Consider the following 22,772-nt stretch of genomic DNA (forward strand, 5'->3'; position numbering starts at 1 on the left):
TCAGGGCGTTTGCACCAACCGCCCCAGCCGTTGCTTGAGCATCTGGTTCTCGGCCCGCAGTTGCTGGACCTCTTCCAGCAGGTCGAGCGCCAGGGCGACGCCTTCCCATTCCAGCTCCAGGTCCTTTTGCAGCGCCGAGGCGCGCTTGGCCAGGGCCAGTTCGTAATCGGTGAAGCGCCAGGACTCGGGACTGGTCCCCACCGGTTCAACGATGCCGTGCTCGACGATTTCGATCACGTAGGCCACCGACAGGTCGGTGGCCTCACAGAATTCTGCCATGTTCACTTGAACCAAACGGGGACTGCTCATTGTTAGCTACTCCATGATTCTCTTGGATCGAAGGCGGCTTTTTGTGCCAGTTCCTGCCACAACGCCTTGACCTCGTCGTCGGTGTTTTTCGGCATCACCGCCTTAAGTTGCACAAACAGATAACCGCGCTGCCCGGCCTTGTTCAACAAGCCATGGCCCTTGGCGCGCATGCGCTGGCCGTTCTGGCTGCCGGCCGGCACCTTGAGATTGATCTTGCCGGTGAGGGTCGGCACCGCCACTTCCGTGCCCAACGCCAGCTCCCACGGGGCCAGTGGCAGGGTGATGATCAGGTTCTCACCTTCCACATCGAATTTAGGGTGTGGCGCGAACTTGATGATCAAGTACAGATCACCATTGGCACCACCGCCAATCCCCGGCGCGCCCTGGCCCTTGAGGCGGATGCGCTCGCCGTCGGCCACACCGGCCGGGATCTTCACGTTCAGGCTCTTGGTGGTGTTGCTGACGTGCTGGCCGGCCGCGTTGTATTGCGGCACCTGGAAGTTGACCTGCTTGGACTCGTTGGACAGGGTCTCTTCGAGGAAGACCGGCAGTTCCATTTCCACATCTTGCCCCCGGCGCCCGGCACTGCGGCCCTGGGCACCACCAAAACCATTGCCGCGCGAACCGAAGATCGAGCTGAAGAAGTCCGAGAAGTCGCCGGTGTCCTGGCCACCGCCGCCATAGCCACCACGGCTCTGCCAGCCTGGCGGGCCCTGGAACGGCTGGCCATGCTGGCCGTACTTGCGCAGATCGTCGTATTCGGCGCGCTTGTCGGCACTTTTCAGCGCTTCATAGGCTTCGGACGCGTCCTTGAACTTGGCTTCAGCGTCCTTTTCCTTGCTCACGTCCGGGTGATATTTGCGCGCCAGCTTGCGATAGGCGGCCTTGATCGCCTTGTCGTCAGCGGTGGGTTCTACACCGAGAATCTTGTAATAGTCTTTGAAGTCCATCGGGGGCATCACCATCCATTATCGATATCGCACTGCCAGCGTCACAGCATGCGCCTGTTTGCGGCGTCTGGATTGACCGATCTCAATCTTGTGACCGAAGGGTGCGTCAGAAGTTTATCGGCGCTGCGGGCAGAATCCTGCAGCCACCAACCGTATGGGGAGGATTTGGGGGCAAAGGCCGGGCTTTCAAGGTAACAAGTGCGTTGTATTTAGCGGATAGTCGGCCTACGCATCTGCACGCGGGTGGCATACACTGCGCGGCCGTTTTTCAACCGGAACCCGATTGACATGAAAAACCCATCCCCAGCCCGTGCCTGCGGTATCGACTTCGGCACGTCCAACTCCACCGTCGGCTGGATTCGTCCCGGCATGGAAACGCTTATCGCGCTGGAGGACGACAAGATCACGCTGCCGTCGGTGGTGTTCTTCAACTTCGAAGAGCGCCGCCCGGTGTACGGTCGCCTGGCCCTGCACGAGTACCTGGAAAACTACGAAGGCCGGCTGATGCGCTCGCTCAAGAGCCTGCTGGGTTCCAAGCTGATCAAGCACGACACCAGTGTATTGGGCACGGCCATGCCGTTCACCGACCTGCTGGCGCTGTTTATCGGCCAACTCAAGAGCCGCGCCGAGACCACCGCCGGGCGTGAGTTCGACGAAGTGGTGCTGGGCCGTCCGGTATTTTTCGTCGACGACGACCCGATGGCCGACCAGGAAGCCGAGAACACCCTGGTGGACGTGGCCCGCAAGATCGGCTTCAAGGACATCTCGTTCCAGTACGAACCGATTGCCGCGGCCTTCGACTACGAGTCCACCATCGAGAAAGAAGAGCTGGTGCTGATTGTCGACATCGGCGGGGGTACCTCCGACTTCTCCCTGGTGCGCCTGTCGCCCGAGCGCCGCCAGATCGACAACCGCCACGACGACATCCTCGCCACCGGCGGTGTGCACATCGGCGGTACCGACTTCGACAAGCAGCTCTCGCTGGCCGGCATGATGCCGCTGTTCGGCTACGGCAGCCGCATGAAGAGCGGCGCTTATATGCCCACCAGCCACCACATGAACCTGGCGACCTGGCACACCATCAACTCGGTGTACTCGCAGAAATCCAAGCTGGCGCTGGGCAGCATGCGCTACGACATCGAGGACACGGGTGGCATCGACCGCCTGTTCAACCTGATCGAGCAGCGCGCCGGGCACTGGTTGGCGATGGAAGTGGAAGAAACCAAGATCCAGCTGACCCGGCAGGACAGCCGCCATGTGTTGCTGGACCGGGTCGAGCCGGGGTTGAGCGTGGAATTGAGCCGGGCGTTGTTCGAGTCGGCCATCGATGGCTTGCTGGAGCGGGTGCGCAATGCGGTGACGCAACTGCTCAACGACGCCTCGGTGGACGTGGCCCAGGTGGACACGGTGTTCTTTACCGGGGGTTCCAGCGGGATTCCGGCGCTGCGCCACAGCATCTCGGCGATGCTGCCGAATGCGCAGCATGTGGAAGGGAACATCTTTGGCAGTATTGGCAGTGGTCTGGCGATTGAGGCCAGCAAGCGCTACGGCTACTGAGTTTTAGCTGAAACCGTGGCGCGCCCTTCGCGAGCAAGCCCGCTCCCACATTCGGCTGCATTCCAAAGTTGGAACTCGGTCAAATGTGGGAGCGGGCTTGCTCGCGAAGGGGCCAGTCCAGGCAACATCAATGCCTAAACCATCCCCGCCAGCTTCAACTCACTCTTCAAGTACGCATAATAAATCGGCCCCGCCACCACCCCCGGCAGGCCGAACGCGGCTTCGAACACCAGCATCGCCAGCAACAATTCCCACGACTTGGCACTGATCTGCCCGCCGACGATCCGCGCGTTGAGGAAGTACTCGACCTTGTGGATCACGATCAGGTAGCCCAACGCCGCCACCGCCACCCAGATCGACAGCGACAAGGCCACGATGGTGATCAGGGTGTTGGACATCAGGTTGCCGATCACCGGTAGCAGGCCCAGCAGGAACGTCAGCACGATCAACGTCTTGGTCAACGGCAGGTGGATCCCGCACAACGGCAGCACCACCGCGAGGAAGATCGCGGTGAACGCGGTGTTCAGCGCGGCGATCTTGATCTGCGCGAAAACGATGTTGCGAAAGGCCTGGACCAGCAGGTGCAGGCGATCAAACAGCGCGGCCGCCAGGGGTTTGCGCTTGGTCAGGTCCGGCACCCGTTGCAGGGCGATGATCGCCCCCAGCACCATGCCGATCAACAAGGTCACGAACATGTGCGCGGCGTCTTTGCCCACCAGTTGCAGTTCGCTGAGGTGTTTGCTCAGCCATTCGCCGATGGCCACGCGGAACTCGGCGGCGCTGGCCGGCAGGTAGGCGTCGAGGAACGGCGGCAACTGGCCGCGGGCACGGTCGACCACGCCCATGAACTTATCGAGGGAAGCCCCGGGGTTTTCCGCTTCGTGCAGCAGGAAGCTGATGGCCCCGGCAAAGATCAGGGTCAGGATGCTGACGATCAAGGTCCCCAGCAAGGCTACCGCCAACCAGCGCGCACGCCGGCCTTCGATCAACCGCTGCAACTGCGGGGTGAGCATGTTGACCAGCTCATACACCAGCAGCCCGGCCAGCAGGCTCGGCAGCAACTTCAATGGCAAAACCAGCAGCAGCCCGCCAAAAATCAGCACGCAACTGACCAACAACAACACGTGACGCTGAGAAAACGTTGGCATACAGCCTCAAAACGAACGGCGTTAAAGGATGGGCAGTCTGCCAGCGTTGGGTGAATCAAGCGAGAAGTCTAAACGCGGTCCAATGTGGGAGCTGGCTTGCCTGCGATGGCGGTGGGTCAGCCAACAAAGGCATCGACTGTCAGGTCGCAATCTTAGGCAAGCCAGCGCCCACAGAGTTCTGCATCATTATTTCTTCAGGCAGGTGCTCATAAAGGTTTTACGCGCATCGCCGGTCAGCGCCTGGGTTTTCGCGGTGGCGTTGCAATCTTTCATCTTCTGTTGCTGGGGGGTCAGGGTCTTGGCGTCGTTGGCCGCCGGGGCCGCCTTGAGGCAGTTGCTCATGAACGCCTTGCGATCATCACCGGTCTTGCCACTGGTCTTGGCTTCGGCGTTGCAAGTAGTCATTTTTTGTTGCTGAGCCGTCTGTGCGGCAGTCGCGGCAAAGCCTTGGGAACACAGCAGCAGGCCCATCATCAACAGCGGAATACGCAGCATCTTCATGGAGTTTTCTCCCTGTTACCGTGCCGAGGGGCACGGCCTCCCCAGCAGTGTAGTCAAACCCTGTTACACCTTCCTGCCGCGTATATGGGTCCGGCGATACTGCTCCGGCGTGCAGCCGGCCTGGCGCTGGAACATCGCGATAAACGCCGAGGCCGTGCTGTAGCCCAGGTCAAACGCAACTTCCTGGACGCTGCGCGCGCTGTCCAGCGCTTCGATCGACGCCAGGAACCGCAGGCGTTGGCGCCATTCGCCGAAGCTCATCCCCAGCTCACGCACAAATTGCCGCGCCAGGGTGCGCTCACTGACATGCACCTGCTGCGCCCACTGGGCCAGCGCGCGGTTATCGCCAGGGTCGGCCTGCATGCCCTCCAGCACACTGAGCAACCCGGGATGGCTGGCATACGGCAGGAAACAATCGTGCACCGGCGCCTGCCTGAGCTGGTCTACCAGCACCTGGGCCAGGCGCACGTCGGCTTCGTTCTCGGGAATGTTGACATCACGCTCGGCGAAATCACTGAGGATCGCCTTGAGGATATCGCTGATGGTCAGGGTGCACGGCTGCGCCGGCAATTGCTCGCACAAGGCGGGCGCCAGATATACGGAGCGGTAGACGATCGCCTGGGCGTTGTAGGAACTGTGCTGGGTGTTGGGTGGGATCCATACCGCATATTGCGGCGGCGACATAAAGCGACTGCCGGCCACTTCAAAGCGCATCACGCCACGGGCCGAGTAGTCCAGGGAACCCCAGGCATGCTGGTGCGCACTGGCATGGGTGTCAGCCTCGAATTCCGAATAACGGAAATACACCGGGGCCGGCAACTGGTCAAAATCGGGAAGGTTGATGTACTTCTTGAGCATGTTGTCTGGATACAAAGGTCGGATGGCTGGATCGAAGTATAGGCTTCGATCCAGACAAAGGATAATCACCGCTCATAGACGCAATTGGTTCTTTTCGATGCAATACGCTTATCCGTTACTGGCCATTTTTATCTGGGCCGGCAATACCGTGGTCAACAAACTCGCGGTGGGGACGATTTTCCCTGCCGAGATCGGTTTTTACCGCTGGCTGCTGGCCGGCCTGCTGTTTACCCCGTTCATGCTCAAACCCGTCATCGCCAACTGGCCGCTGATTCGTCCCAACCTGGGCAAGATCTTCATCCTCGGCGTGTTGGGCATGGCGGTGTACCAGAGCCTGGCGTATTACGCCGCGAACCTGACCTCAGCCACCAACATGGGCATTATCCTCTCGCTGATGCCACTGATGGCTCTTACCGCCGCAATCATCAGCCTTGGCCAGCGCCTGACCTTCGGCGCCCTGACCGGTGCCGTGCTGTCGTTTGCCGGCGTGGTAGTGGTGGTTTCCGCCGGTAGTCTCAGCGCCCTGCTGCAACACGGGCTGAATATGGGTGACGCGATGATGCTGGTGGCCACCCTCGCCTACGCGGTCTACAGCACCCTGCTGAAAAAATGGCAGCTGCGCTTGCCGCCACTGGTGTTGCTGTATCTGCAGGTGCTGGTGGCGGTGGTGGTGTTGTTTCCGCTGTTCCTGCTCTCCGACAAGGCCGGCCTTGGCTGGTCGAATATCCCGCTGGTGCTGTACGCCTGCCTGCTGGCCTCGATGCTCGCGCCGCTGGCCTGGATGCATTCGGTGAAGACCCTCGGCCCAAGCCGCACCACGCTGTTTTTCAACCTGCTGCCGCTGATCACCGCGTTGATTGCCGCAGTGGTGTTGAAGGAGCAACTGGCGATGTATCACCTGGTGGGCGGCTTGCTGACCCTGGGCGGGGTGATTTTGTCGGAGCGCTGGACGACGCCGGTTCGCAGCAATGTCAGCGCGCAGGAAGCTACTTGAGCCCCACCACACCGGCGACGATCAAGCCCACCGACATCAGCTTGATCAGCGTCAGGCTCTCCCCCAGCAACGCGAAACCGAGAAACACCGTGCCCAGTGAGCCGATGGCAGTCCAGATCGGGTAGGCCACGCTCACCGGCAACTCACGCATGGCCAGGGTCAGGAAGTAGATCCCGCCCACGGCCGCGATGACGGTGACCAGCGATGGCCACAGCCGGGTGAATCCCTCGGCGTACTTCATGCCCATGGCGAAGGTCACCTCAAAGCCGGCGGCGATCAGCAGGAAAAGCCACGACACTTCAGAAGCTCCCGGCCAGGTCGCGCAGTTGCCCTTCGACTGCATCGCAGGAACGGCGGAAAACGCTCGGGTCGGACTCCTCGCCTTCTGCGGCGATCACCGTGACATCTTCAATGCCGATGAACCCCAACGCGGTCCGCAGGTGCGGATCGGCGTGGTTCATCGCCTCGTTTTCCCCGCCCGGGCCAAAGCCGCTGCCGCCGCGACTGGTGATGATCAAGGCCTTTTTGCCCAACAATAACGGCTGGTACTGGGCGATGCCCTGGCTGTCCTGGGTGATATCCACGGTATGGCCCATGCGCACGATCTGGTCGATCCAGGCCTTGAGGCTGCTGGGAATCCCGAAGTTGTACATCGGCACGGAAATCACCAGCAAATCGTGCTCGACTAGCTCGGCCACCAGTTCGTTGCTCAGTTGCAAATCAGCGTGCATGGACAAGGGCATAGACTGCGGCTCGGGGTGAAAACTGGCGGCAATAAAGGCTTCGCTGACGTGGGGAATCGACGCCCGGCCCACTTCGCGGCGGGTCAGCTGCGCGTAGGGATTGGCGGTGTGCCAGGCGGCCAGGAACACCTCGGCAAGGCGCCGGGAGTGGGAACGTTCCCCGCGGGGGCTGGAATGGATCGCAAGCATTTTTTTCATCTGTAGGCCTTCACACGCTAGACTCAGGCAACCTGAATGGCTGCCTCTGTTGCGCATAAATCTAGAGCCGAGCGGCCACCCTCACAAATGAGCAATAGTTGTTTTGGATGAACTGAATTCATCCATGGAGCCTCACATGTTTGCTTCGCTGCCCCTGACCGCCCTGCGCGCCTTTGAATCGGCCTCGCGCCTGTTGAGCTTCAAGGCCGCCGCCCAGGAGTTGTCGGTCACGCCGACGGCGGTGTCCCATCAGATTCGCTCGCTGGAAACCTGGCTCGGCGTACCGCTGTTCGAGCGCCTGCCGCGCCAGGTGCGCCTGACGGAACGCGGCGAGCGCCTGTTCCACAGCTTGCACGGCGCCTTGCTGGACGTCGCGCAAAGCGTCGACACCCTGCGCCCGCAACGCAGCGCCGGCAATCTCACGCTCTCCACTACGCCGGCGTTTGCCGCTCTGTGGCTGGTGCCGCGACTCGGGCGCTTCTATGCCGCCCATCCGGATATCAGCCTGCGCCTGGACACCAACTGCGCCGTGGTCGATTTACAGCAGGATGCCAGCGTCGACCTGGTGATCCGCTACAGCATCGACGACTACACGAACCTGTACGGTTTGTGCCTGTTCGACGAATGTTTCGCCGTGTATGGCTCCCCCGAACAAGTCGCCTTGGCGCGCGAGCGCACCCCGACCCTGATCAGCGTGCGCTGGCACAACTCCAGGCTGTACGCCCTGGGCTGGCAGGCCTGGTGCGAAAAGGCCGGGGAAGACTGGTTGCAATCCGCTTCGCCGCTGCGCGAATACGACGAAGAACACTACGCCCTGCAAGCGGCCATCGCCGGCCAGGGCCTGGTGCTGGCGAGCAATATCCTGGTCTCGGAAAGCGTCGCCAGCGGGTTGCTGGTGCCTTACCGGGCACAGGTCCGCGTCAACGGCGCCGGCTACAGCGCCCTGTGCGTACCGGGACGGGAACGGCACCCGCCGGTCCGGGCGTTTTTTGAGTGGTTGCAGGAGGAAGCGCGGCTGTCGGGGCACGCTCTGTAAAATCCGATAAAACTTTTTGCGTTGCCTGGGACTCACAACTTGGAGCGATCACGCCGGCAGAGCGTGGCGCAAAACCGGATTAGTACCAGGAGAATGAGATGACTGACTCACATTTGTCTGACGTAGCCACTTTACGTGACCGCGCCCGCAAGAACGTCGAAAACGGTGCCGTGACCGAAGGTTATGACGCCGACCGCCAGGAAATCCTGCGTCTGCTCAACGAATCGCTGGCCACCGAGCTGGTGTGCGTGCTGCGCTACAAGCGCCACTACTTCATGGCCAATGGCGTCAAGGCGCATGTCGCCGCCGAGGAGTTCCTCGAGCACGCCACCCAGGAAGCCGAACACGCCGACAAGTTGGCCGAGCGTATCGTGCAGTTGGGTGGCGAGCCGGAGTTCAACCCCGACCTGCTGTCGAAGAATTCCCACGCGCAGTACGTGGCCGGCAATACGCTGAAGGAGATGGTCTACGAAGACCTGGTGGCCGAGCGCATCGCGGTAGACAGCTATCGCGAAATCATCCAGTACATCGGTGACAAAGACCCGACCACTCGCCGGATCTTCGAAGACATCCTGGCCCAGGAAGAAGAACACGCCGACGACATGGCGGATATTCTGAAGGACCTGTAACTAACACAGCTAACACCGCAAAACCCATGTGGGAGCGGGCTTGCTCGCGAAGGCGGTGGGTCAGTCGGAACATTCTTGACTGATCCACCGCCTTCGCGAGCAAGCCCGCTCCCACATTTGGTTCACGGTTTTGTCAGCTAGCCTTTCACTGTTTTAGGTGCCTTGCCTTCCTTCATCTGTTGCAGCAGCGGCGCACACTGGTTCGGCTCATCGCCGCTCGGTGCCACCAGCGCCAGCAAGCCCGCCGCCGGGCCGGCAATCACACCCAAGGCAACCATGCCCGCACCACGCAGCATAAGCGGCACCGCCTTCACGCCAGCATTCGGTTTGATAAACGGCCCGTTGACGTACAACGGCGAGCGCAGGGAAAACAGGCGGAAGCCTTTGGACTCCGGAGTAATGGTCAGGTCAAGCTGCTCGCTGGCCATGTTCGCGGTGCCATCGATGTAGATGATCGCGTTCTCGGTATCGAACACAAACAGGCGAGTCGTCGCCAGGCCCGACTTGATGCCGAAGTCTGCGGCCGCACAGTTGATCTTCACTTCCTTGTCGCCAAACAGGCGGCCGACCACGTAGTTGCCAACGTTGAGCCCGGCGATTTCCATCAGTCCGCGGCTGATGGCGCCGTCGTTGATCAACATCTTCAGATCGCCATTCGACGTGCCAAGCAATGCCGCGACGGAGTTGCCGCGCCCGGAAATGTCCGCGTCGCCGTTGAGCTCACCGAAGCTGGTTTTCATCGGCTCGAAGGTCGGGAACAGCTGCTTGAGCTTGAAGTTGCGCGCGGTGAGTCTGGCCTGGCCTTCCATCGGCGTGGTGCGCCCGTTGAGACGAATCTGCGCGTCGAGCTTGCCGCCGGCCACGCCGAAACGCAGGGGCTCCAGGCTCAACTGCCCGTCGTTCAGCACCAGGTGAGTGTAGAGATCGGTGAACGGCAATTCGGCACTGTGGACGATGCGTTTGCCGGTGAATTCGACGTCGGCATCCATGTCGCGCCAGCGCTCGGTGCGGAACTCTTCCACTGGCAGCACCTTGGTCGCCGGCTGCTTGCTTTCGCCGCCACGGGCTTTTTGCTTGGCGTTGGAGTCGGCGCCGATCAGCGGCGCCAGGTCGGTCATCAACAGCTGGTTGGAGACCAGCGCCCCGGTGAGCTTGGGCCGCGGCTGGCTGGCGACGTAGCCGAGGTTGCCGTGGATGTCGCTGTTGCCGATCTTGCCGTTGAAGTTTTCATACTGGAACGACGCGCCACTGGCCTCATGCAACTTGGCGATCAGGTGGCCGTCGGTGGAATAGGCCGGCGAATCCGGCAGGGTCACGCCGGTCAGCGGGTACAGGTTGCCCAGGCTGCTGCCGGAGAGTTTGAGGCGCAGGTCGAGGGCGCCGAGGTTCATCGGGTCGGTCAGGGTGCCGGCCAGCGCGATGCTGGTGTCGCCGATCCTGGCCTGGGCTTGCAGCGGGAACGGCTTGGCCGCGTCCTGCAAGGCCAGCAGGCCACCGATCTTGCCGGTGCCATCGAGTTTCTGGCCGTGGTATTGGCCCTTGACCTTGAGGCCGAACGCGTAATCCTGCGGCGCCGAGCCTTTTTCCAGGGCTTTCCTGGCGTCGGCATCGCCGACGATCTCGCCGAAGGGGATCGGCTTGCCGAGCAGGTCGATCACGACGTCGAGCTGGGTCTTGAGAGTCTGGTCGTCGAGGGTCACATGGCCTTTGTCGAAGCCGATGGCGCCGATGTCCACCACCCAGTTGGACGGTTCGGCATTCGGGTCCTTGGGGTCGAACTTGAAGGTCCAGTTGGCGCGGCCATCGGCCAGGCGCTGCAACTGCGCACTCGGTTCGGTGAGGTCGATACGCGGGATCACCACGCGCTGGGCCAGCAACGCCAGGGGCGAGATACGCAACTCCACGCGCTTGAGGGTGACCATCTGCGGGGCTTTCGACCAGTCGGGATTGCCCAGGGTCAGGTCTTCGGCAATCACATGGGGCCACGGAATCCAGGCGCGCCAGCCACCTTCATCGGGCTCGCGCTGCCACACCACTGCCAGGTTGCCATTGATGGCAAACGGTCGATGCAACTCTTCGGAGACCTTGGCGTTGAGGGGCGGCTTGATCCGGTTCCAGTCAAAGAACACCAGGACCAACACCACAATGGCGATTAACAAAACGAAGCTGGCGCAGCTCCAGGCGAGAATTTTACGAGTGCGCGTCATTGCACAGGACTCCAGGTTACGACTGAGCGGGCGCTTTGCGGCGCGCGTTTTGACTACAGCTTATATGGCTACGACTGACAAACGGCGCGGGGGTTTAACCCCATTGATGAATTCCTCATAAAAACCGCCTTTCCTGACCAACCAGACAGTTTCAATCATCAACGACGCACCGTTGTTACCCACGTTCGTGTCGAAAATACCCACCTCGGTGCAAAAGCGCGGGCTTGAGACCTGCGAGATAGAGCCTTCGCAGGGAACAATCAATTCTGTTGATTATTACCATTGTGTTTATGAACTTTTATATCGACTTATCAAGAGTAGCATTAGCCCTGTACCCAATTTATCGCCCTCCCAAGGAGCAACCCATCATGAAACGCCAAATACTCGCAAGCTTTGCACTTTCCCTCCTGGCCACCAGCGCATTTGCCCTGCCAGCTGCTGAACAGGCAACCCCACAAGTGAAGGCCGACGCTTCCCACTTCAGCCAAACCCTGGCTCGCAGCGGCGCTTCGGACAAGAACAATACCGACTACAACGGCAGCATCACTGAAAACGGTTCGGAACAAGCCAACAAACGTGCTTACACCGAAGGCGTTGCTGAAGGTGGCCGTGACCGTCTGGAACAGAAAGGTCTGGTTGAAGGTGGCGCTGATCGCCTGATGGAACGCAACGCTGTTGCCGAAGGTGGCCGTGATCGCCTGGAACAGAAAGGCCTGGTTGAAGATGGTTCGAGCCGCGCCAACAAACGCGCTTATGCTGACGGCGTAGTGGAAGGCGGTGCTGACCGTCTGGCAGAACTGCATCAAGCACAGAGCTAAGCCCGTGCTGGCCCTGGAAAAAAGCCCGATCAGCCGATCGGGCTTTGACTTTGTGTGAACCGCAACGCCCTTCTCCCTTTTGAAGTTCGACGCTGGCAAAGCTGATTTGCTAGAGTGCGTCGCTGTCCTTGTCCACAAAGCCCGCCTGCCAATGCTGCCCCGCGCCGAACAGAAGCAACAGACCCGACTCGCCCTGATGGACGCAGCCCGCCATCTGATGGAGTGTGGCCGTGGGTTCGGCAGCCTCAGCCTGCGTGAAGTGGCCAAGACCGCCGGCATCGTGCCCACCGGTTTCTACCGTCACTTTGCCGATATGGATCAGTTGGGCCTGGTATTGGTCAGTGAAGTCGGCCAGACCTTTCGCGCGACGATTCGCCTGGTGCGCCACAACGAATTCGTGATGGGCGGCATCATTGATGCCTCCGTGCGGATTTTCCTTGATGTGGTCGCCGCCAACCGTTCGCAATTCCTGTTCCTGGCCCGCGAGCAATACGGTGGCAGCCTCGCCGTTCGCCAAGCCATTGGTGCCCTGCGTGAAGACATCGCCAGCGACCTCGCCGCCGACCTGACCCTGATGCCCAAGCTCCAGCACCTGGATGCCGACGGCCTGCACGTGATGGCCGACCTGATCGTCAAGAGCGTGTTCGCCACCCTGCCCGACATTATCGACCCGCCCGCCGAAGCGCTGCCTGCGCACCTCACGCCACAAGCCAAGATCACCCAGCAGCTGCGTTTCATCTTTATCGGCCTCAAGCATTGGCAAGGCCTGGGCAGCACCGAATAACTCAGCGCACGGTGTGAAAACGCTTGGCGGTGGTGTAGTTCCGGTTCCAATAGCTGTTGGCCAGTGAGTCGATGCGCACGCTTTTGCCCGTGCGCGGCGAGTGGATGAACTTGCCCTCTCCTATATAGAGACCGACGTGGCTGACCTGGCCGCGCCCATTGCCCCTGAAAAACACCGCATCACCCGGTTGCAACGCATTGCGCTTGACCGTGGCCGCGGTTGAGCGGTGCATCGCCGAGGTGGTGCGAGGCAGATGAATGTTGGCTTCGGTCTTGAACAGGTACACCAGGAAGCTGCTGCAATCGAAGCCCTGCTTCACCGAAGCGCCGCCCAATTTATAGGGCGTGCCCAACAGCTCGTGGGCGCGGTCGATCACGTTGTCGATAGTAGGTGGCGGCGCGAATGCCGGGGCACGCTGAAGATTGGCCGAAGCAGATGAAATGGCGAGCGACAAACTGACAATGAGTAAACAGAAAAATGACTTGTACATGGTGGAAACCGCTGAAGATTAAATACGGAGCGGAATCCTAATGAAACAGCGCGTAACGCAACGCACGGCAAATCCTGCAAGTGCGTAGGAAAAGTCCCAAGCAATCAAAACTCATAAAAGATGAAAGAAATTTCATGCACCAAACAATGGAATTCAACGCCGAGCGCCCGGATCCGGTGCTATAAATCCAACCACGCACCAAAATGAAACATTTTGGAATAATTTCCTGCGCCATCAGGTGGCACAAGTCGCCTGCCTACAGGGAATTCCTACTCCCCGCGTGGTTGGCAAGACCCTTGCTCTAGCTTGCTTATCGCTCATAGCTGGAAGCTTTCTGATGCTGGTGATCCACCGCCGAATCGCCCCCCAACCCGTCTGGGCCGCAGAGTTGCTGCTGAATTTCGAAGCCCGCAGCAAAAGCCGCCTGCGCTGTTTCAGTGCCGACGGAGAAGACGTCGGCCTGTTTCTGGAGCGCGGCCAACCGCCGCTGCACGATGGCGAATTCCTACAGGCTGAAGACGGACGTGTCGTACGCGTGTGTGCCCGGCCTGAACAACTGCTGCACGTCACCTGCGGCAATGCCTTTGAACTGACCCGCGCCGCCTATCACCTGGGCAACCGCCACGTGGCCCTGCAAGTGGGTGACGGTTGGCTGCGCCTGCTCGATGACTACGTGCTCAAGGCCATGCTCGATCAGTTGGGCGCGACGACCGAGACCATCGAGGCCCCCTTCCAGCCGGAACACGGCGCCTATGGCGGCGGCCACCACCACTCCCGCCATGGCGACGAAGACTTCAACTACCCGCCCAAGCTGCACCAGTTCGGCGTACGCCTATGAACCCAGCCTGGGCGCTGTTGCGTCTGGCCAGTCCGCAGCTGCCGATTGGTGGCTACAGCTATTCCCAGGGCCTGGAAATGGCCGTGGAGCAAGCCCGCGTGACCGACCCGGCAAGTGCCGGGCGCTGGATCAGCGATCAACTGTTGCTCAACCTGGCGCGCTTCGAAGCGCCGCTGCTGCTCGCCCACTGCCAGGCCGCCGCCGAACAGGACTGGCCACGCCTCGCGCAGTTGTGCGAGGAACACCGCGCCAGCCGTGAAACCCGCGAGCTTTATCAGGAAAGCCGGCAGATGGGCTATTCCCTGCACCAGCTATTGAACGGTTTACCGGAGCTGGATGACGCCGCCCGAGAGTTCCTGGCACAGCGCTCCGAACCGCACCTGGCCCTGGGCTGGGCCCTGGCCGCCCGCGCCTGGCAGATCAGCCCGGATGACGCCCTGGCCGCCTGGCTGTGGAGTTGGCTGGAAAACCAATTGGCGGTGCTGATGAAGACGCTGCCTCTGGGCCAACAAGCCGCCCAGCGCCTGACCAGCGAACTGCTGCCGCTGCTGCAACAAGCCCAGCAGGACGCCAGCCAGCTTGACCCCAATCACTACGGCAGCGCCGCGTTTGGCCTGTCCCTGGCGTGCATGGCCCATGAGCGCCAGTACAGCCGCCTGTTCCGTTCCTAGGGCACTTTATCTTGGAGAATCACATGAACACCCAACCCCTGCGCGTCGGCATCGGCGGCCCGGTCGGCTCCGGCAAGACCGCCCTGACCCTGGCCCTGTGCCTGGCCCTGCGTGATCGCTACAACCTGGCAGTGGTCACCAACGATATCTACACCCGCGAAGACGCCGACTTCCTGGTGCGCAACCAGGCCCTGGCGCCCGAGCGCATCATCGGTGTGGAAACCGGCGGCTGCCCCCACACCGCGATTCGCGAAGACGCCTCGATCAACCTCGAAGCGGTCGACCAACTCAACCGTCGCTTTCCCGGCCTGGACCTGATCCTGGTGGAATCCGGCGGTGACAACCTGTCGGCCACCTTCAGCCCGGAACTGTCGGACCTGACCATCTACGTGATCGATGTGTCGGCCGGCGACAAGCTGCCGCGCAAAGGCGGGCCGGGAATCTGCAAATCCGACCTGCTGGTGATCAACAAGATCGACCTGGCGCCGCTGGTAGGCGCATCCCTGGAGCTGATGAACAGCGATACCCAGCGCATGCGCGGCGGTAAACCTTTCGTCTTCAGCAATCAGAAAACCGGCGTCGGCCTGGAAGAAATCGTCGCCTTCATCGAACGCCAGGGCTTGCTGACCGCAGCCTGATCAACCCCCACAAGGAGCCTGTCCATGCGCCTCAATACATTTCTCGCTGCCGCAGCCTTGCTGCTCACTCCCGCCCTCGCCTTCGCCCACCCCGGCCATGGCGACAACGGCCTGGTGGCCGGTATCAGCCACCCGCTGGGCGGCATCGACCACTTGTTGGCAATGGTCGCCGTGGGCCTGTGGGCCGCTCAACAAAAAGGCTCGGCGCGCTGGGCGCTGCCGTGCACGTTTGTCGGCACCATGCTGATCGGCGGGATGCTGGGCTTTGAAGGGCTGGAACTGCCAGCGCTGGAAAGCGGGATTGCCGCGTCGGTGCTGGCGCTGGGCCTGGCGGTAGCGCTGGCGGTGCGGCCGCCGTTGTTCGTGGCGGTGGCGGCGACGGCGCTGTTTGCACTGTTCCATGGCGTGGCCCATGGTTTGGAGCTGCCGGACATGTCCAGCCCTTGGGCGTATGCCATAGGGTTTGTGGGTGCGACGGCGGTTTTGCATGCTGCCGGTTATGCCGTGGTGCGTTTCCTGCCGGCGGCGGCTGCGCCGTTGGTGCGGGTGGCGGGTGCGGTTTCGGCGGCGACTGGGGTTTGGTTGCTCGCTGCCTGATTTTCGGTGCTCCTGAGGGCCTCTTCGCGAGCAAGCCCGCTCCCACAGTCGACTGCATTCCAACAATGGAACTCGATCGAATGTGGGAGCGGGCTTGCTCGCGAAGGCGGCAGTAAAGACAACACCGATCCCAAGCCTGATACCATGTCGCGCAAACACCCCTGCCGTGACGACGCCAGCCGATGCCCATCGCTCCAAGCTCCGCCCTCAAGCCTCAATTGACCGCCGTGTTGACGCACTTCCACGACCTGATCGTGCCGCTCTGGCAAGGCCCGGGCTGGAATGCCGACCTGGCGCTGCCCTATGAGGCCCTGGACGCCGATCATCGGCCTTTGCCCCCGCAACGCTATCGCGCCATGGCCTGCGCACGGCAGTTGTACCTGTTTGCCAGCCTGATCGGTGAACCCGGCGCAGCCTTTGCCGAGGAGCGCGCCGCCGCGTTGTTCCGTTCCCTGCAACGGCACTTCCACGACGCCGAGCACGGCGGCTGGTTCTACAGCATCGACGCCCACGGCAAGCCGCTGGATAAGCGCAAGGACCTCTACACACACGCCTTCATCATCTTCGCCTGCGCCCACTATTGGGCCAAGGTACGTGAATCGCTGGTGGAATCGGTACTCGACGCCGCCCTGGAAGTGGTCGCCGAACGCTTCGCCACCGGCGACGGCCTGTACGAAGCGGTGCTGGAGCGTAACTGGTCATCCCTCAAGTCTGGCCCTCTGCAAAACCCGTTGATGCACCTTGCCGAAGGTTTCCTCGCCACGTTGGCCGTGCGGGAGGACGCCGTCACCCAAGACGCGTTGCTGGACCTGGCCAACGCCATGCAGAAGCGCTTCATCGACCGCCAACACGGGGTGATGATGGAAAAACCGCTGGGCGCTGTGGATAACTGGTTTGAACCGGGGCATCAGTTCGAATGGTTCTTCCTGCTGGAATCTTCGGACCTGTTGCGCGGCACACCGCTGCACACATCGCTGAACAAAGCGTTCACCTATGCCGAGCAAAAGGGTGTGGATAACCTGACCGGTGCGGTCAGCGGCATGCTCGCCCTGGACGGCAGCGTGCGCGACGGCACCCAGCGCATCTGGGCCCAGGCCGAATACCTGCGGGCGCTGACCTTGCGGCCCGACAGTGAAGCCGTGCTGCAACGCCAATTGCTGGCGCTGCAACAACGCTTCCTGCACGACAAAGGCTGGAATGAGTGCCTGGATGCCAAGGGGCACGTGAGCCGACGGGACATGCCGTCGACCACGCCTTACCACTTGGCGACGTGCTACCTGGGCCTTACGCAATCCATTTGCGGTCCCCGGTAAAACTGATCGTCAGCCAGCGGGCCGCGTCGGGCTTGCCCAACCCTGTGGATATTTCTTCGCGCAGCCCGTCCAGGGTGGCGACGTTATCCACCGGGTAATCCGCCGGCAGCACCACATGAATCTCGATAAACCGCGCCCGCCCGTGCTTCTGCACGTAGGACACGTAATCATCGAAACCATGCCTGGCCACGACCGCCTCCATCACTTCGCGCACTTTGCCGTCCAGTTGGTCCGGCACAATTCCCAACACGTCGCGTAGCGCCGGGCGCAGGATCTTGAAGGCCGGCGCCAGCATGCTCAACGCCAGCAGGATCAGGATCAACGGGTCGACATACACCGCCCACTGCCCATAGCCCTGGGACTTGAGCAACAGCGCCGCCAGGAAGCTCACCAGCAGCCCCACCGACAGCATCGCGTCCACCAGCCAACTGATGTTGTCGAACTGGATCAGCGACGACTTGAGCGTGCGATTGCGGTAACGCACGTAGAAGAAATAGGCGAACTCGACGACGGTAAACACCGCCGCATAGATGATCACCAGGCCCAACTCGATATCGCGCCCGCCATTGATAATGCCGAACACGCCGTTGAGAAACGCGTAGATGGCGATCAACAGCAAAAAGCTGCCCTCGATCAGCAGCACCATGGGTTCCAGGTGCCAGTAGCCGAACTGGAAACGTTCGTTGCTTTTCTTGGCGATCAGCTTGGCCGTGATCAGCATCAGCACCTTGATGGCGGTGGCGATCAGCGAGAAAAAGCCGTCGAATAAAATCGATTGGGCGCCCGACACCACCCCTGTGACAATCCCGGCGATCGCCACGGCGAACATCAGGATGGTCGATTGTTTGAGCAGCGACTGCTCACCTCGGTTACTCACATATCCTCCTGTCAAAACCTTTGAACCGCACAGCGCGGCGGGGTTTTCAGGGGTGGAGTGTACCTTATGTCCTGTTTTGGCCGATTTGCCGCATTTTCCAGGCTGACAAAAACCCTGTGGCGAGGGAGCTTGCTCCCTCGCCACAACAGCTCGACGAACTTAGGCCTTGGCGCCACGCTCAATCGCAAACCCGGCCCAGGTCTGGCTCACTGGCATCAGCTCCAGGCGGTTGATGTTCACGTGTGCCGGGGTGTTAAGCACCCAGAAGATCGTATCCGCAATGTCCTGCGGCTGGATCGGCTCGGCACCGGCATAAGTCGCGTCATAACGCGCCTGGTCACCGGCAAAGCGCACCAGCGAGAACTCACTCTCACACAGGCCCGGCTCGATGTTGGTCACGCGCACGCCGGTGCCCTGCAGGTCGCAACGCAGGTTCAGCGAGAACTGTTTGACGAAGGCCTTGGTGCCGCCATACACGTGGCTGCCCGGGTACGGGTAGCTGCCGGCAATGGAACCGAGGTTGATGATGCCGGCGCCACGGCCATGGGCGATCAGGCGCGGCAACAGCAGGCTGGTGGTGGTCAGCAGGCCCTTGATGTTGGTGTCGACCATGGTTTCCCAATCGTCGAGGCTGCACTTCGGCGCAGGGTCGGTGCCCACCGCCAGGCCGGCGTTATTGATCAGCCCGCGCAGCGTGGCAAAGGACGGCGGCAGGTTCGCGATCGCCTCTTCCATGGCCTTGCGGTCACGCACGTCCACCACCAGGCCGAGCACTTCGGTCTGCTTGGAAAGCTCGGCGCACAGGGCGTTCAAGCGCTCTGCGCGGCGGCCGGTGAGCACCAGTTTCCAGCCGGCTTCGGCAAAACGGCGGGCACAGGCTTCGCCAAAACCGGAGGTCGCGCCAGTAATAAACAGCGTATTGGACATGGTGTTCTCCTTGCGGGGCTACGAGGTAAAAAATCAGCCAGCAGAATGCCCGGCTGCCGGGCTGGCGGCAACTGATACACGCTGTGGACACAGGTGAATGCCGCTCATGCTGTACGAAATTCAACCAATCGCCCGAAAGCCATACAGGCCGTGGTGTGCAGCCATGTGCGCGCACCTTATCCACAGCCCCGTCCACAGTCTTTGGGGGCAAGTACAAAAGCTGAAAGCCGCGCGACACAAGGCTTTCAGCGCGATTCAAAAAGTTTTTTGCTTGACCTTGCGCAGCCCGTATGTAGCCCGGTTCAAAACGGTGCAACCAGGACGATGGCTCCAGGCCAGTCATTCCGGCCTCTGCGGCACTCTTTCCAGAGTTTAGTCACAGACTTATCCACAGGCCGGAGTGACATATTCCGGTCATATACCTGTGTCTTTAAACAGGTTGACAAAACCCTCGGGTGGTCACGAAAAACTCACTGATCAATAAACAACCACCACGCTGCAAGCCGCGAAAACAAAGGCCTCCAGCCAGCTACTCCCACGTTACCCACAGCCGGTTCCACAGTGCTTGGGGACAAGTCAAAACTGTGACAAAACAGGGATTTGCGGCGGCTATATGTCGCGCTTTGGCAGGTGCCCGGATTTGTTGTCCACAATTTCAGGAAAGCCTGCAGGCGACGCAAAAAAATGTGGGAGCGGGCTTTGTGTGGGAGCGGGCTTGCTCGCGAAAGCGGCGTATCAGTCAATGCACATGTGACTGACCCACCGTCTTCGCGAGCAAGCCCGCTCCCACACAAGCCCGCTCCCACATTGGACCTGCGAACGACTTAATGCCCGCCGAGGTAGGCGTTACGCACCTCCTCATTCACCAGCAGCTCCTTGCCGGTGCCGGTAAGGCGAATCTCGCCGTTGACCATCACGTACGCCCGGTCCGACAGCCGCAACGCATGGTTGGCGTTCTGCTCCACCAGGAAGATGGTCATGCCGGTAGACGCCAGCTCCCGCAGCGTGGAAAAGATCTGCTTCACCACGATCGGCGCCAGCCCCAGGCTCGGCTCGTCCAGCAGCAACAGCTTGGGCCGGCTCATCAGTGCGCGGGCGATGGCAAGCATCTGCTGTTCACCACCGGACATGGTCATCGCCCGCTGGTTGCGCCGCTCCTTGAGCCGCGGGAACAGCTCGAACATGCGCTGCATGTCTTCGGTGGCGAACTTGTCGCCAATCGGGATGGTGCCCATCAGCAGGTTTTCCTCGACGGTCATGTCGGGGAACACCCGCCGCCCTTCCGGCGACTGCGCAATGCCGTTGGAGGCGATGTAGTGGGACGACTTGTGGGTAATGTCGACGCCGCGGTAGATGATCTGCCCGGACTCGGCCCGTGGCTGGCCAAAGATCGACATCAGCAGCGTGGATTTACCCGCGCCGTTGGAGCCGATCAGGCTCACGGTTTCGCCTTCGTTGATGTGCAGCGAAACTTTCTTCAGGGCCTGGATCGGGCCGTAGAACACGTCCAGGTCTTTCAGTTCGAGGATTGGCTCACTCATACCAGCTCCTCTTCGTCAGCGCCCAGATAAGCCGCGATCACCTTCGGATCATTGCGGATCGCTTCCGGCCCGCCCTCGGCAATCACGTTGCCGTGGTCCAGCACCACGATGTGGTCGGAAATACTCATCACCATGCCCATGTCGTGTTCGATCAGCACCACCGTCAGGTCGTGCTCGTCCCGCAGCAGGCGAATCATCGCGCTGAGGGCTTCGGTTTCCTGGGGATTGAGGCCGGCGGCCGGTTCGTCGAGGCAAATAATCTGCGGCCGGGTGCACATGGCACGAGCGATTTCCAGGCGGCGCTGCTGGCCGTAGGACAGCTCGCCGGCCAGGCGGTTGGCGCAGTCCACCAGGTCCACCACTTCCAGCCAGTAGAACGCATGGTCGAGGGCGTCGCTTTCAGCCTTGCGGTAGCCCTTGGTATTGAGGATGCCCGCGAGCATGTTGCGGTTGACCCACATGTGCTGGGCCACCAGCAGGTTCTCCACCACCGACATTTCCTTGAACAGGCGAATGTTCTGGAAGGTGCGCGCCAAACCCGCCCGGTTCACCAGGTGAGTGCCGCCGAACATCTTGTAGAACACCCGGCTGACGAAGCTTTTCGGCGAGACAAAGTCGGTGGCCTTGAAGCGCTCGCCCAGCAGTTGGATCACGTTGGTCTGCTTGCCGCGCACATTGAGTTCGATCTTGCCGCCGGAGGCTTTGTAGAAACCGGTCAGGCAGTTGAACACGGTGGTCTTGCCGGCACCGTTGGGACCGATCAGGGCGAAGATCGAGTTGCGCTTGACCTTGAGACTTACGTCGCTCAAGGCCTTGATGCCACCAAAGTGCATCATCAGGTGTTCCACGGAAAGAACGACTTCCTTGCTCATGGCGCCACTCCTTTACGTGGGACAACACCGGTACGGCTGATACGAATCAGCCCTCGTGGTCGCCAGATCATCATCACCACCATCAACACGCCGAAGAGCAGCACGCGGTACTCGGAGAAGCTGCGCAGCAGCTCCGGCGCCACCGTCAGCACGAACGCGGCAATCACCACGCCGACGGTCGAGCCCATGCCGCCCAATACCACGATGGCGAGGATCAGCGCCGACTCGAAGAAGGTGAACGACGACGGGTTGACGAAGCCCTGGTAGCTGGCGAAAAACACCCCGGCCAGACCGGCAGTGGACGCGCCGATGGTGAACGCCGAGAGCTTCACCAGCACGTGGTTGAGGCCCATGGAACGGCAGGCGATTTCGTCTTCGCGCAAGGCTTCCCACGCGCGGCCCACCGGCATGCGGGTCAGGCGGTGCTTGATGTACAGCACCAGCAGCACCACCAGGAACAGCACGATGTAGATGAACAGGAATTTGATGTTGGGGTTGTAGTCGATGCCGAAGAACTCGTGGAACGGCACCCCGCCATCCTTCGCCTTGCGCACGAACTCCAGGCCGAAAAACGTCGGCGAGGGCACCGGCATGCCGTTCGGGCCACCGGTAAACGACAGCCAGTTATTCAGCACCAGGCGGATGATTTCACCGAAGCCCAGGGTCACGATCGCCAGGTAATCGCCGTGCATTCGCAGCACCGGAAACCCGAGTATGCACCCCGCCAGCGCCGCACAAATCGCCGCCAGCGGCAGCACCGACCAGAAGCCCAGGCCGAGGTACTGGTAACCCAGCGCCAGGCCATAGGCGCCGATGGCGTAGAACGCCACGTAACCCAGGTCGAGCAGCCCGGCCAGGCCGACCACGATGTTCAGGCCAAGGCCCAGCAACACGTAGATCAACCCGAGGATCACCACGGTCAGCAGGTATTTGTTGGCGAAGAACGGGAATACGATGGCAATCACGATCAACGCCGGGATGATCCAGCGCAGGCGCGACTTGTAGTCCGGCTTGAGCACATGCACACCGGAGCCGGTGCTTTCAAACCCTTGCAGAATCCGCAGGCCCCTTGGGGTTTGCAGGAACAGGCTCATGGCGAACCGGCCGACCATCACGATGGCCACCAGGATGCCGACACGCGCCGGTTGCAGGTTGAAGCTGTAGCCGTCGAGGACCACGCCGACGATCGGACCGAACACGATCAGCGAAATCAGCCCGGCGAGTACCGCATCGACGACACTTTTCTTGATATCGATAGAGTAGGCAGCAGACATAG

Annotated in this window: 25 protein-coding genes; 11 read left to right on the forward strand and 14 right to left on the reverse strand. The window is 61.2% G+C overall.

The window, feature by feature from the left end:
• Both HX824_RS15635 and HX824_RS15640 read right to left on the reverse strand, forming a co-directional pair.
• Complete coding sequence (locus HX824_RS15635) at nucleotides 1-309, reverse strand: chaperone modulator CbpM (protein WP_003217397.1); 309 nt, start codon at nucleotides 307-309, stop codon at nucleotides 1-3.
• Between the two features lie 2 nt (nucleotides 310-311).
• Nucleotides 312-1,259: a DnaJ C-terminal domain-containing protein gene (locus HX824_RS15640; protein ID WP_008439071.1), complete on the reverse strand. Its 948-nt coding sequence runs from the start codon at nucleotides 1,257-1,259 to the stop codon at nucleotides 312-314.
• 288 nt (nucleotides 1,260-1,547) lie between these two features.
• Between HX824_RS15640 and HX824_RS15645 the strand changes: the two genes are divergently transcribed.
• A complete protein-coding gene (locus tag HX824_RS15645) occupies nucleotides 1,548-2,816 on the forward strand; it encodes an Hsp70 family protein (protein WP_003217400.1) in 1,269 nt (422 codons plus the stop codon).
• A gap of 134 nt (nucleotides 2,817-2,950) precedes the next feature.
• Here the strand turns inward: HX824_RS15645 and HX824_RS15650 are convergent, their stop codons facing one another.
• The 3 genes from HX824_RS15650 to HX824_RS15660 all read right to left on the reverse strand — a co-directional run bounded on the left by HX824_RS15650 (nucleotide 2,951) and on the right by HX824_RS15660 (nucleotide 5,323).
• The gene (locus HX824_RS15650) at nucleotides 2,951-3,964 is read right to left on the reverse strand and encodes an AI-2E family transporter (protein WP_003217402.1); all 1,014 of its coding nucleotides are present in this window, start codon (nucleotides 3,962-3,964) and stop codon (nucleotides 2,951-2,953) included.
• A 186-nt stretch (nucleotides 3,965-4,150) separates the two neighbouring features.
• Nucleotides 4,151-4,465, reverse strand: coding sequence for a PsiF family protein (locus HX824_RS15655; protein WP_003217404.1), 315 nt, complete (start codon nucleotides 4,463-4,465; stop codon nucleotides 4,151-4,153).
• A 63-nt stretch (nucleotides 4,466-4,528) separates the two neighbouring features.
• On the reverse strand, nucleotides 4,529-5,323 hold the full coding sequence (locus tag HX824_RS15660; protein ID WP_003217407.1) for a helix-turn-helix transcriptional regulator: 795 nt from the start codon (nucleotides 5,321-5,323) through the stop codon (nucleotides 4,529-4,531).
• A gap of 97 nt (nucleotides 5,324-5,420) precedes the next feature.
• On the opposite strand from HX824_RS15660, the gene HX824_RS15665 reads away from it, so the two are divergent.
• Nucleotides 5,421-6,317, forward strand: a complete 897-nt coding sequence (locus HX824_RS15665; protein WP_087693122.1) for a DMT family transporter — start codon at nucleotides 5,421-5,423, stop codon at nucleotides 6,315-6,317.
• On the opposite strand, the gene HX824_RS15670 is transcribed toward HX824_RS15665, so the two are convergent.
• Together HX824_RS15670 and HX824_RS15675 are read right to left on the reverse strand one after the other, a co-directional pair.
• The gene (locus HX824_RS15670; RefSeq protein WP_008439073.1) at nucleotides 6,310-6,615 is read right to left on the reverse strand and encodes a multidrug efflux SMR transporter; all 306 of its coding nucleotides are present in this window, start codon (nucleotides 6,613-6,615) and stop codon (nucleotides 6,310-6,312) included. The two genes, HX824_RS15665 and HX824_RS15670, sit on opposite strands and share 8 nt — an antisense overlap.
• Before the next feature lies 1 nt (nucleotide 6,616).
• Nucleotides 6,617-7,258 carry an FMN-dependent NADH-azoreductase gene (locus HX824_RS15675; RefSeq protein ID WP_008439074.1) on the reverse strand — a complete coding sequence of 214 codons (642 nt, stop codon included), beginning with the start codon at nucleotides 7,256-7,258 and terminating at the stop codon, nucleotides 6,617-6,619.
• Between the two features lie 124 nt (nucleotides 7,259-7,382).
• Here HX824_RS15675 and HX824_RS15680 point away from each other — a divergent pair, with 124 nt between their 5' ends.
• Nucleotides 7,383-8,294 carry a LysR substrate-binding domain-containing protein gene (locus tag HX824_RS15680; RefSeq protein ID WP_134325651.1) on the forward strand — a complete coding sequence of 304 codons (912 nt, stop codon included), beginning with the start codon at nucleotides 7,383-7,385 and terminating at the stop codon, nucleotides 8,292-8,294.
• A 98-nt stretch (nucleotides 8,295-8,392) separates the two neighbouring features.
• Nucleotides 8,393-8,923 (forward strand): bacterioferritin, encoded by a 531-nt coding sequence (locus HX824_RS15685; RefSeq protein ID WP_003217418.1) that lies wholly within the window; start codon nucleotides 8,393-8,395, stop codon nucleotides 8,921-8,923.
• Nucleotides 8,924-9,060: 137 nt separating this feature from the next.
• Here HX824_RS15685 and HX824_RS15690 read toward each other — a convergent pair whose 3' ends face one another.
• The gene (locus HX824_RS15690) at nucleotides 9,061-11,130 is read right to left on the reverse strand and encodes an AsmA family protein (RefSeq protein WP_003217419.1); all 2,070 of its coding nucleotides are present in this window, start codon (nucleotides 11,128-11,130) and stop codon (nucleotides 9,061-9,063) included.
• Nucleotides 11,131-11,498: 368 nt separating this feature from the next.
• On the opposite strand from HX824_RS15690, the gene HX824_RS15695 reads away from it, so the two are divergent.
• Together HX824_RS15695 and HX824_RS15700 are read left to right on the forward strand one after the other, a co-directional pair.
• Nucleotides 11,499-11,948, forward strand: coding sequence for a hypothetical protein (locus HX824_RS15695; RefSeq protein WP_003217421.1), 450 nt, complete (start codon nucleotides 11,499-11,501; stop codon nucleotides 11,946-11,948).
• Between the two features lie 151 nt (nucleotides 11,949-12,099).
• Nucleotides 12,100-12,732 (forward strand): TetR family transcriptional regulator, encoded by a 633-nt coding sequence (locus HX824_RS15700; protein WP_003217423.1) that lies wholly within the window; start codon nucleotides 12,100-12,102, stop codon nucleotides 12,730-12,732.
• 1 nt (nucleotide 12,733) lies between these two features.
• Here the strand turns inward: HX824_RS15700 and HX824_RS15705 are convergent, their stop codons facing one another.
• A complete protein-coding gene (locus tag HX824_RS15705; RefSeq protein ID WP_003217425.1) occupies nucleotides 12,734-13,222 on the reverse strand; it encodes a C40 family peptidase in 489 nt (162 codons plus the stop codon).
• A 337-nt stretch (nucleotides 13,223-13,559) separates the two neighbouring features.
• On the opposite strand from HX824_RS15705, the gene ureE reads away from it, so the two are divergent.
• From ureE to HX824_RS15730, 5 genes are all read left to right on the forward strand, one after another.
• Nucleotides 13,560-14,060, forward strand: a complete 501-nt coding sequence (ureE, locus tag HX824_RS15710; protein WP_008439076.1) for an urease accessory protein UreE — start codon at nucleotides 13,560-13,562, stop codon at nucleotides 14,058-14,060.
• On the forward strand, nucleotides 14,057-14,731 hold the full coding sequence (locus HX824_RS15715; protein ID WP_003217429.1) for an urease accessory protein UreF: 675 nt from the start codon (nucleotides 14,057-14,059) through the stop codon (nucleotides 14,729-14,731). Before ureE ends, HX824_RS15715 begins: the two co-directional genes overlap by 4 nt.
• Before the next feature lie 23 nt (nucleotides 14,732-14,754).
• A complete protein-coding gene (ureG, locus tag HX824_RS15720) occupies nucleotides 14,755-15,369 on the forward strand; it encodes an urease accessory protein UreG (protein WP_003217431.1) in 615 nt (204 codons plus the stop codon).
• Between the two features lie 24 nt (nucleotides 15,370-15,393).
• Nucleotides 15,394-15,966 carry a HupE/UreJ family protein gene (locus HX824_RS15725; protein WP_008439077.1) on the forward strand — a complete coding sequence of 191 codons (573 nt, stop codon included), beginning with the start codon at nucleotides 15,394-15,396 and terminating at the stop codon, nucleotides 15,964-15,966.
• A gap of 182 nt (nucleotides 15,967-16,148) precedes the next feature.
• On the forward strand, nucleotides 16,149-17,279 hold the full coding sequence (locus HX824_RS15730) for an AGE family epimerase/isomerase (protein WP_008439078.1): 1,131 nt from the start codon (nucleotides 16,149-16,151) through the stop codon (nucleotides 17,277-17,279).
• Here HX824_RS15730 and HX824_RS15735 read toward each other — a convergent pair.
• From HX824_RS15735 to livM, 5 genes are all read right to left on the reverse strand, one after another.
• Complete coding sequence (locus HX824_RS15735; RefSeq protein WP_008439079.1) at nucleotides 17,251-18,156, reverse strand: cation diffusion facilitator family transporter; 906 nt, start codon at nucleotides 18,154-18,156, stop codon at nucleotides 17,251-17,253. The genes HX824_RS15730 and HX824_RS15735 overlap by 29 nt on opposite strands.
• Nucleotides 18,157-18,315: 159 nt before the next feature.
• Nucleotides 18,316-19,083, reverse strand: coding sequence for an SDR family oxidoreductase (locus HX824_RS15740; protein ID WP_003217437.1), 768 nt, complete (start codon nucleotides 19,081-19,083; stop codon nucleotides 18,316-18,318).
• An 824-nt stretch (nucleotides 19,084-19,907) separates the two neighbouring features.
• The gene (locus HX824_RS15745; protein WP_003217439.1) at nucleotides 19,908-20,624 is read right to left on the reverse strand and encodes an ABC transporter ATP-binding protein; all 717 of its coding nucleotides are present in this window, start codon (nucleotides 20,622-20,624) and stop codon (nucleotides 19,908-19,910) included.
• Nucleotides 20,621-21,496, reverse strand: a complete 876-nt coding sequence (locus HX824_RS15750; protein ID WP_003217442.1) for an ABC transporter ATP-binding protein — start codon at nucleotides 21,494-21,496, stop codon at nucleotides 20,621-20,623. The genes HX824_RS15745 and HX824_RS15750 overlap by 4 nt, the downstream gene beginning before the upstream one ends.
• A complete protein-coding gene (gene livM / locus HX824_RS15755; RefSeq protein ID WP_003217445.1) occupies nucleotides 21,493-22,770 on the reverse strand; it encodes a high-affinity branched-chain amino acid ABC transporter permease LivM in 1,278 nt (425 codons plus the stop codon). Before livM ends, HX824_RS15750 begins: the two co-directional genes overlap by 4 nt.
• Nucleotides 22,771-22,772 lie beyond the last annotated feature (2 nt).

Origin of the sequence: Pseudomonas sp. D4002 (assembly GCF_013385665.1) — a bacterium.
Taxonomy (GTDB): domain Bacteria; phylum Pseudomonadota; class Gammaproteobacteria; order Pseudomonadales; family Pseudomonadaceae; genus Aquipseudomonas.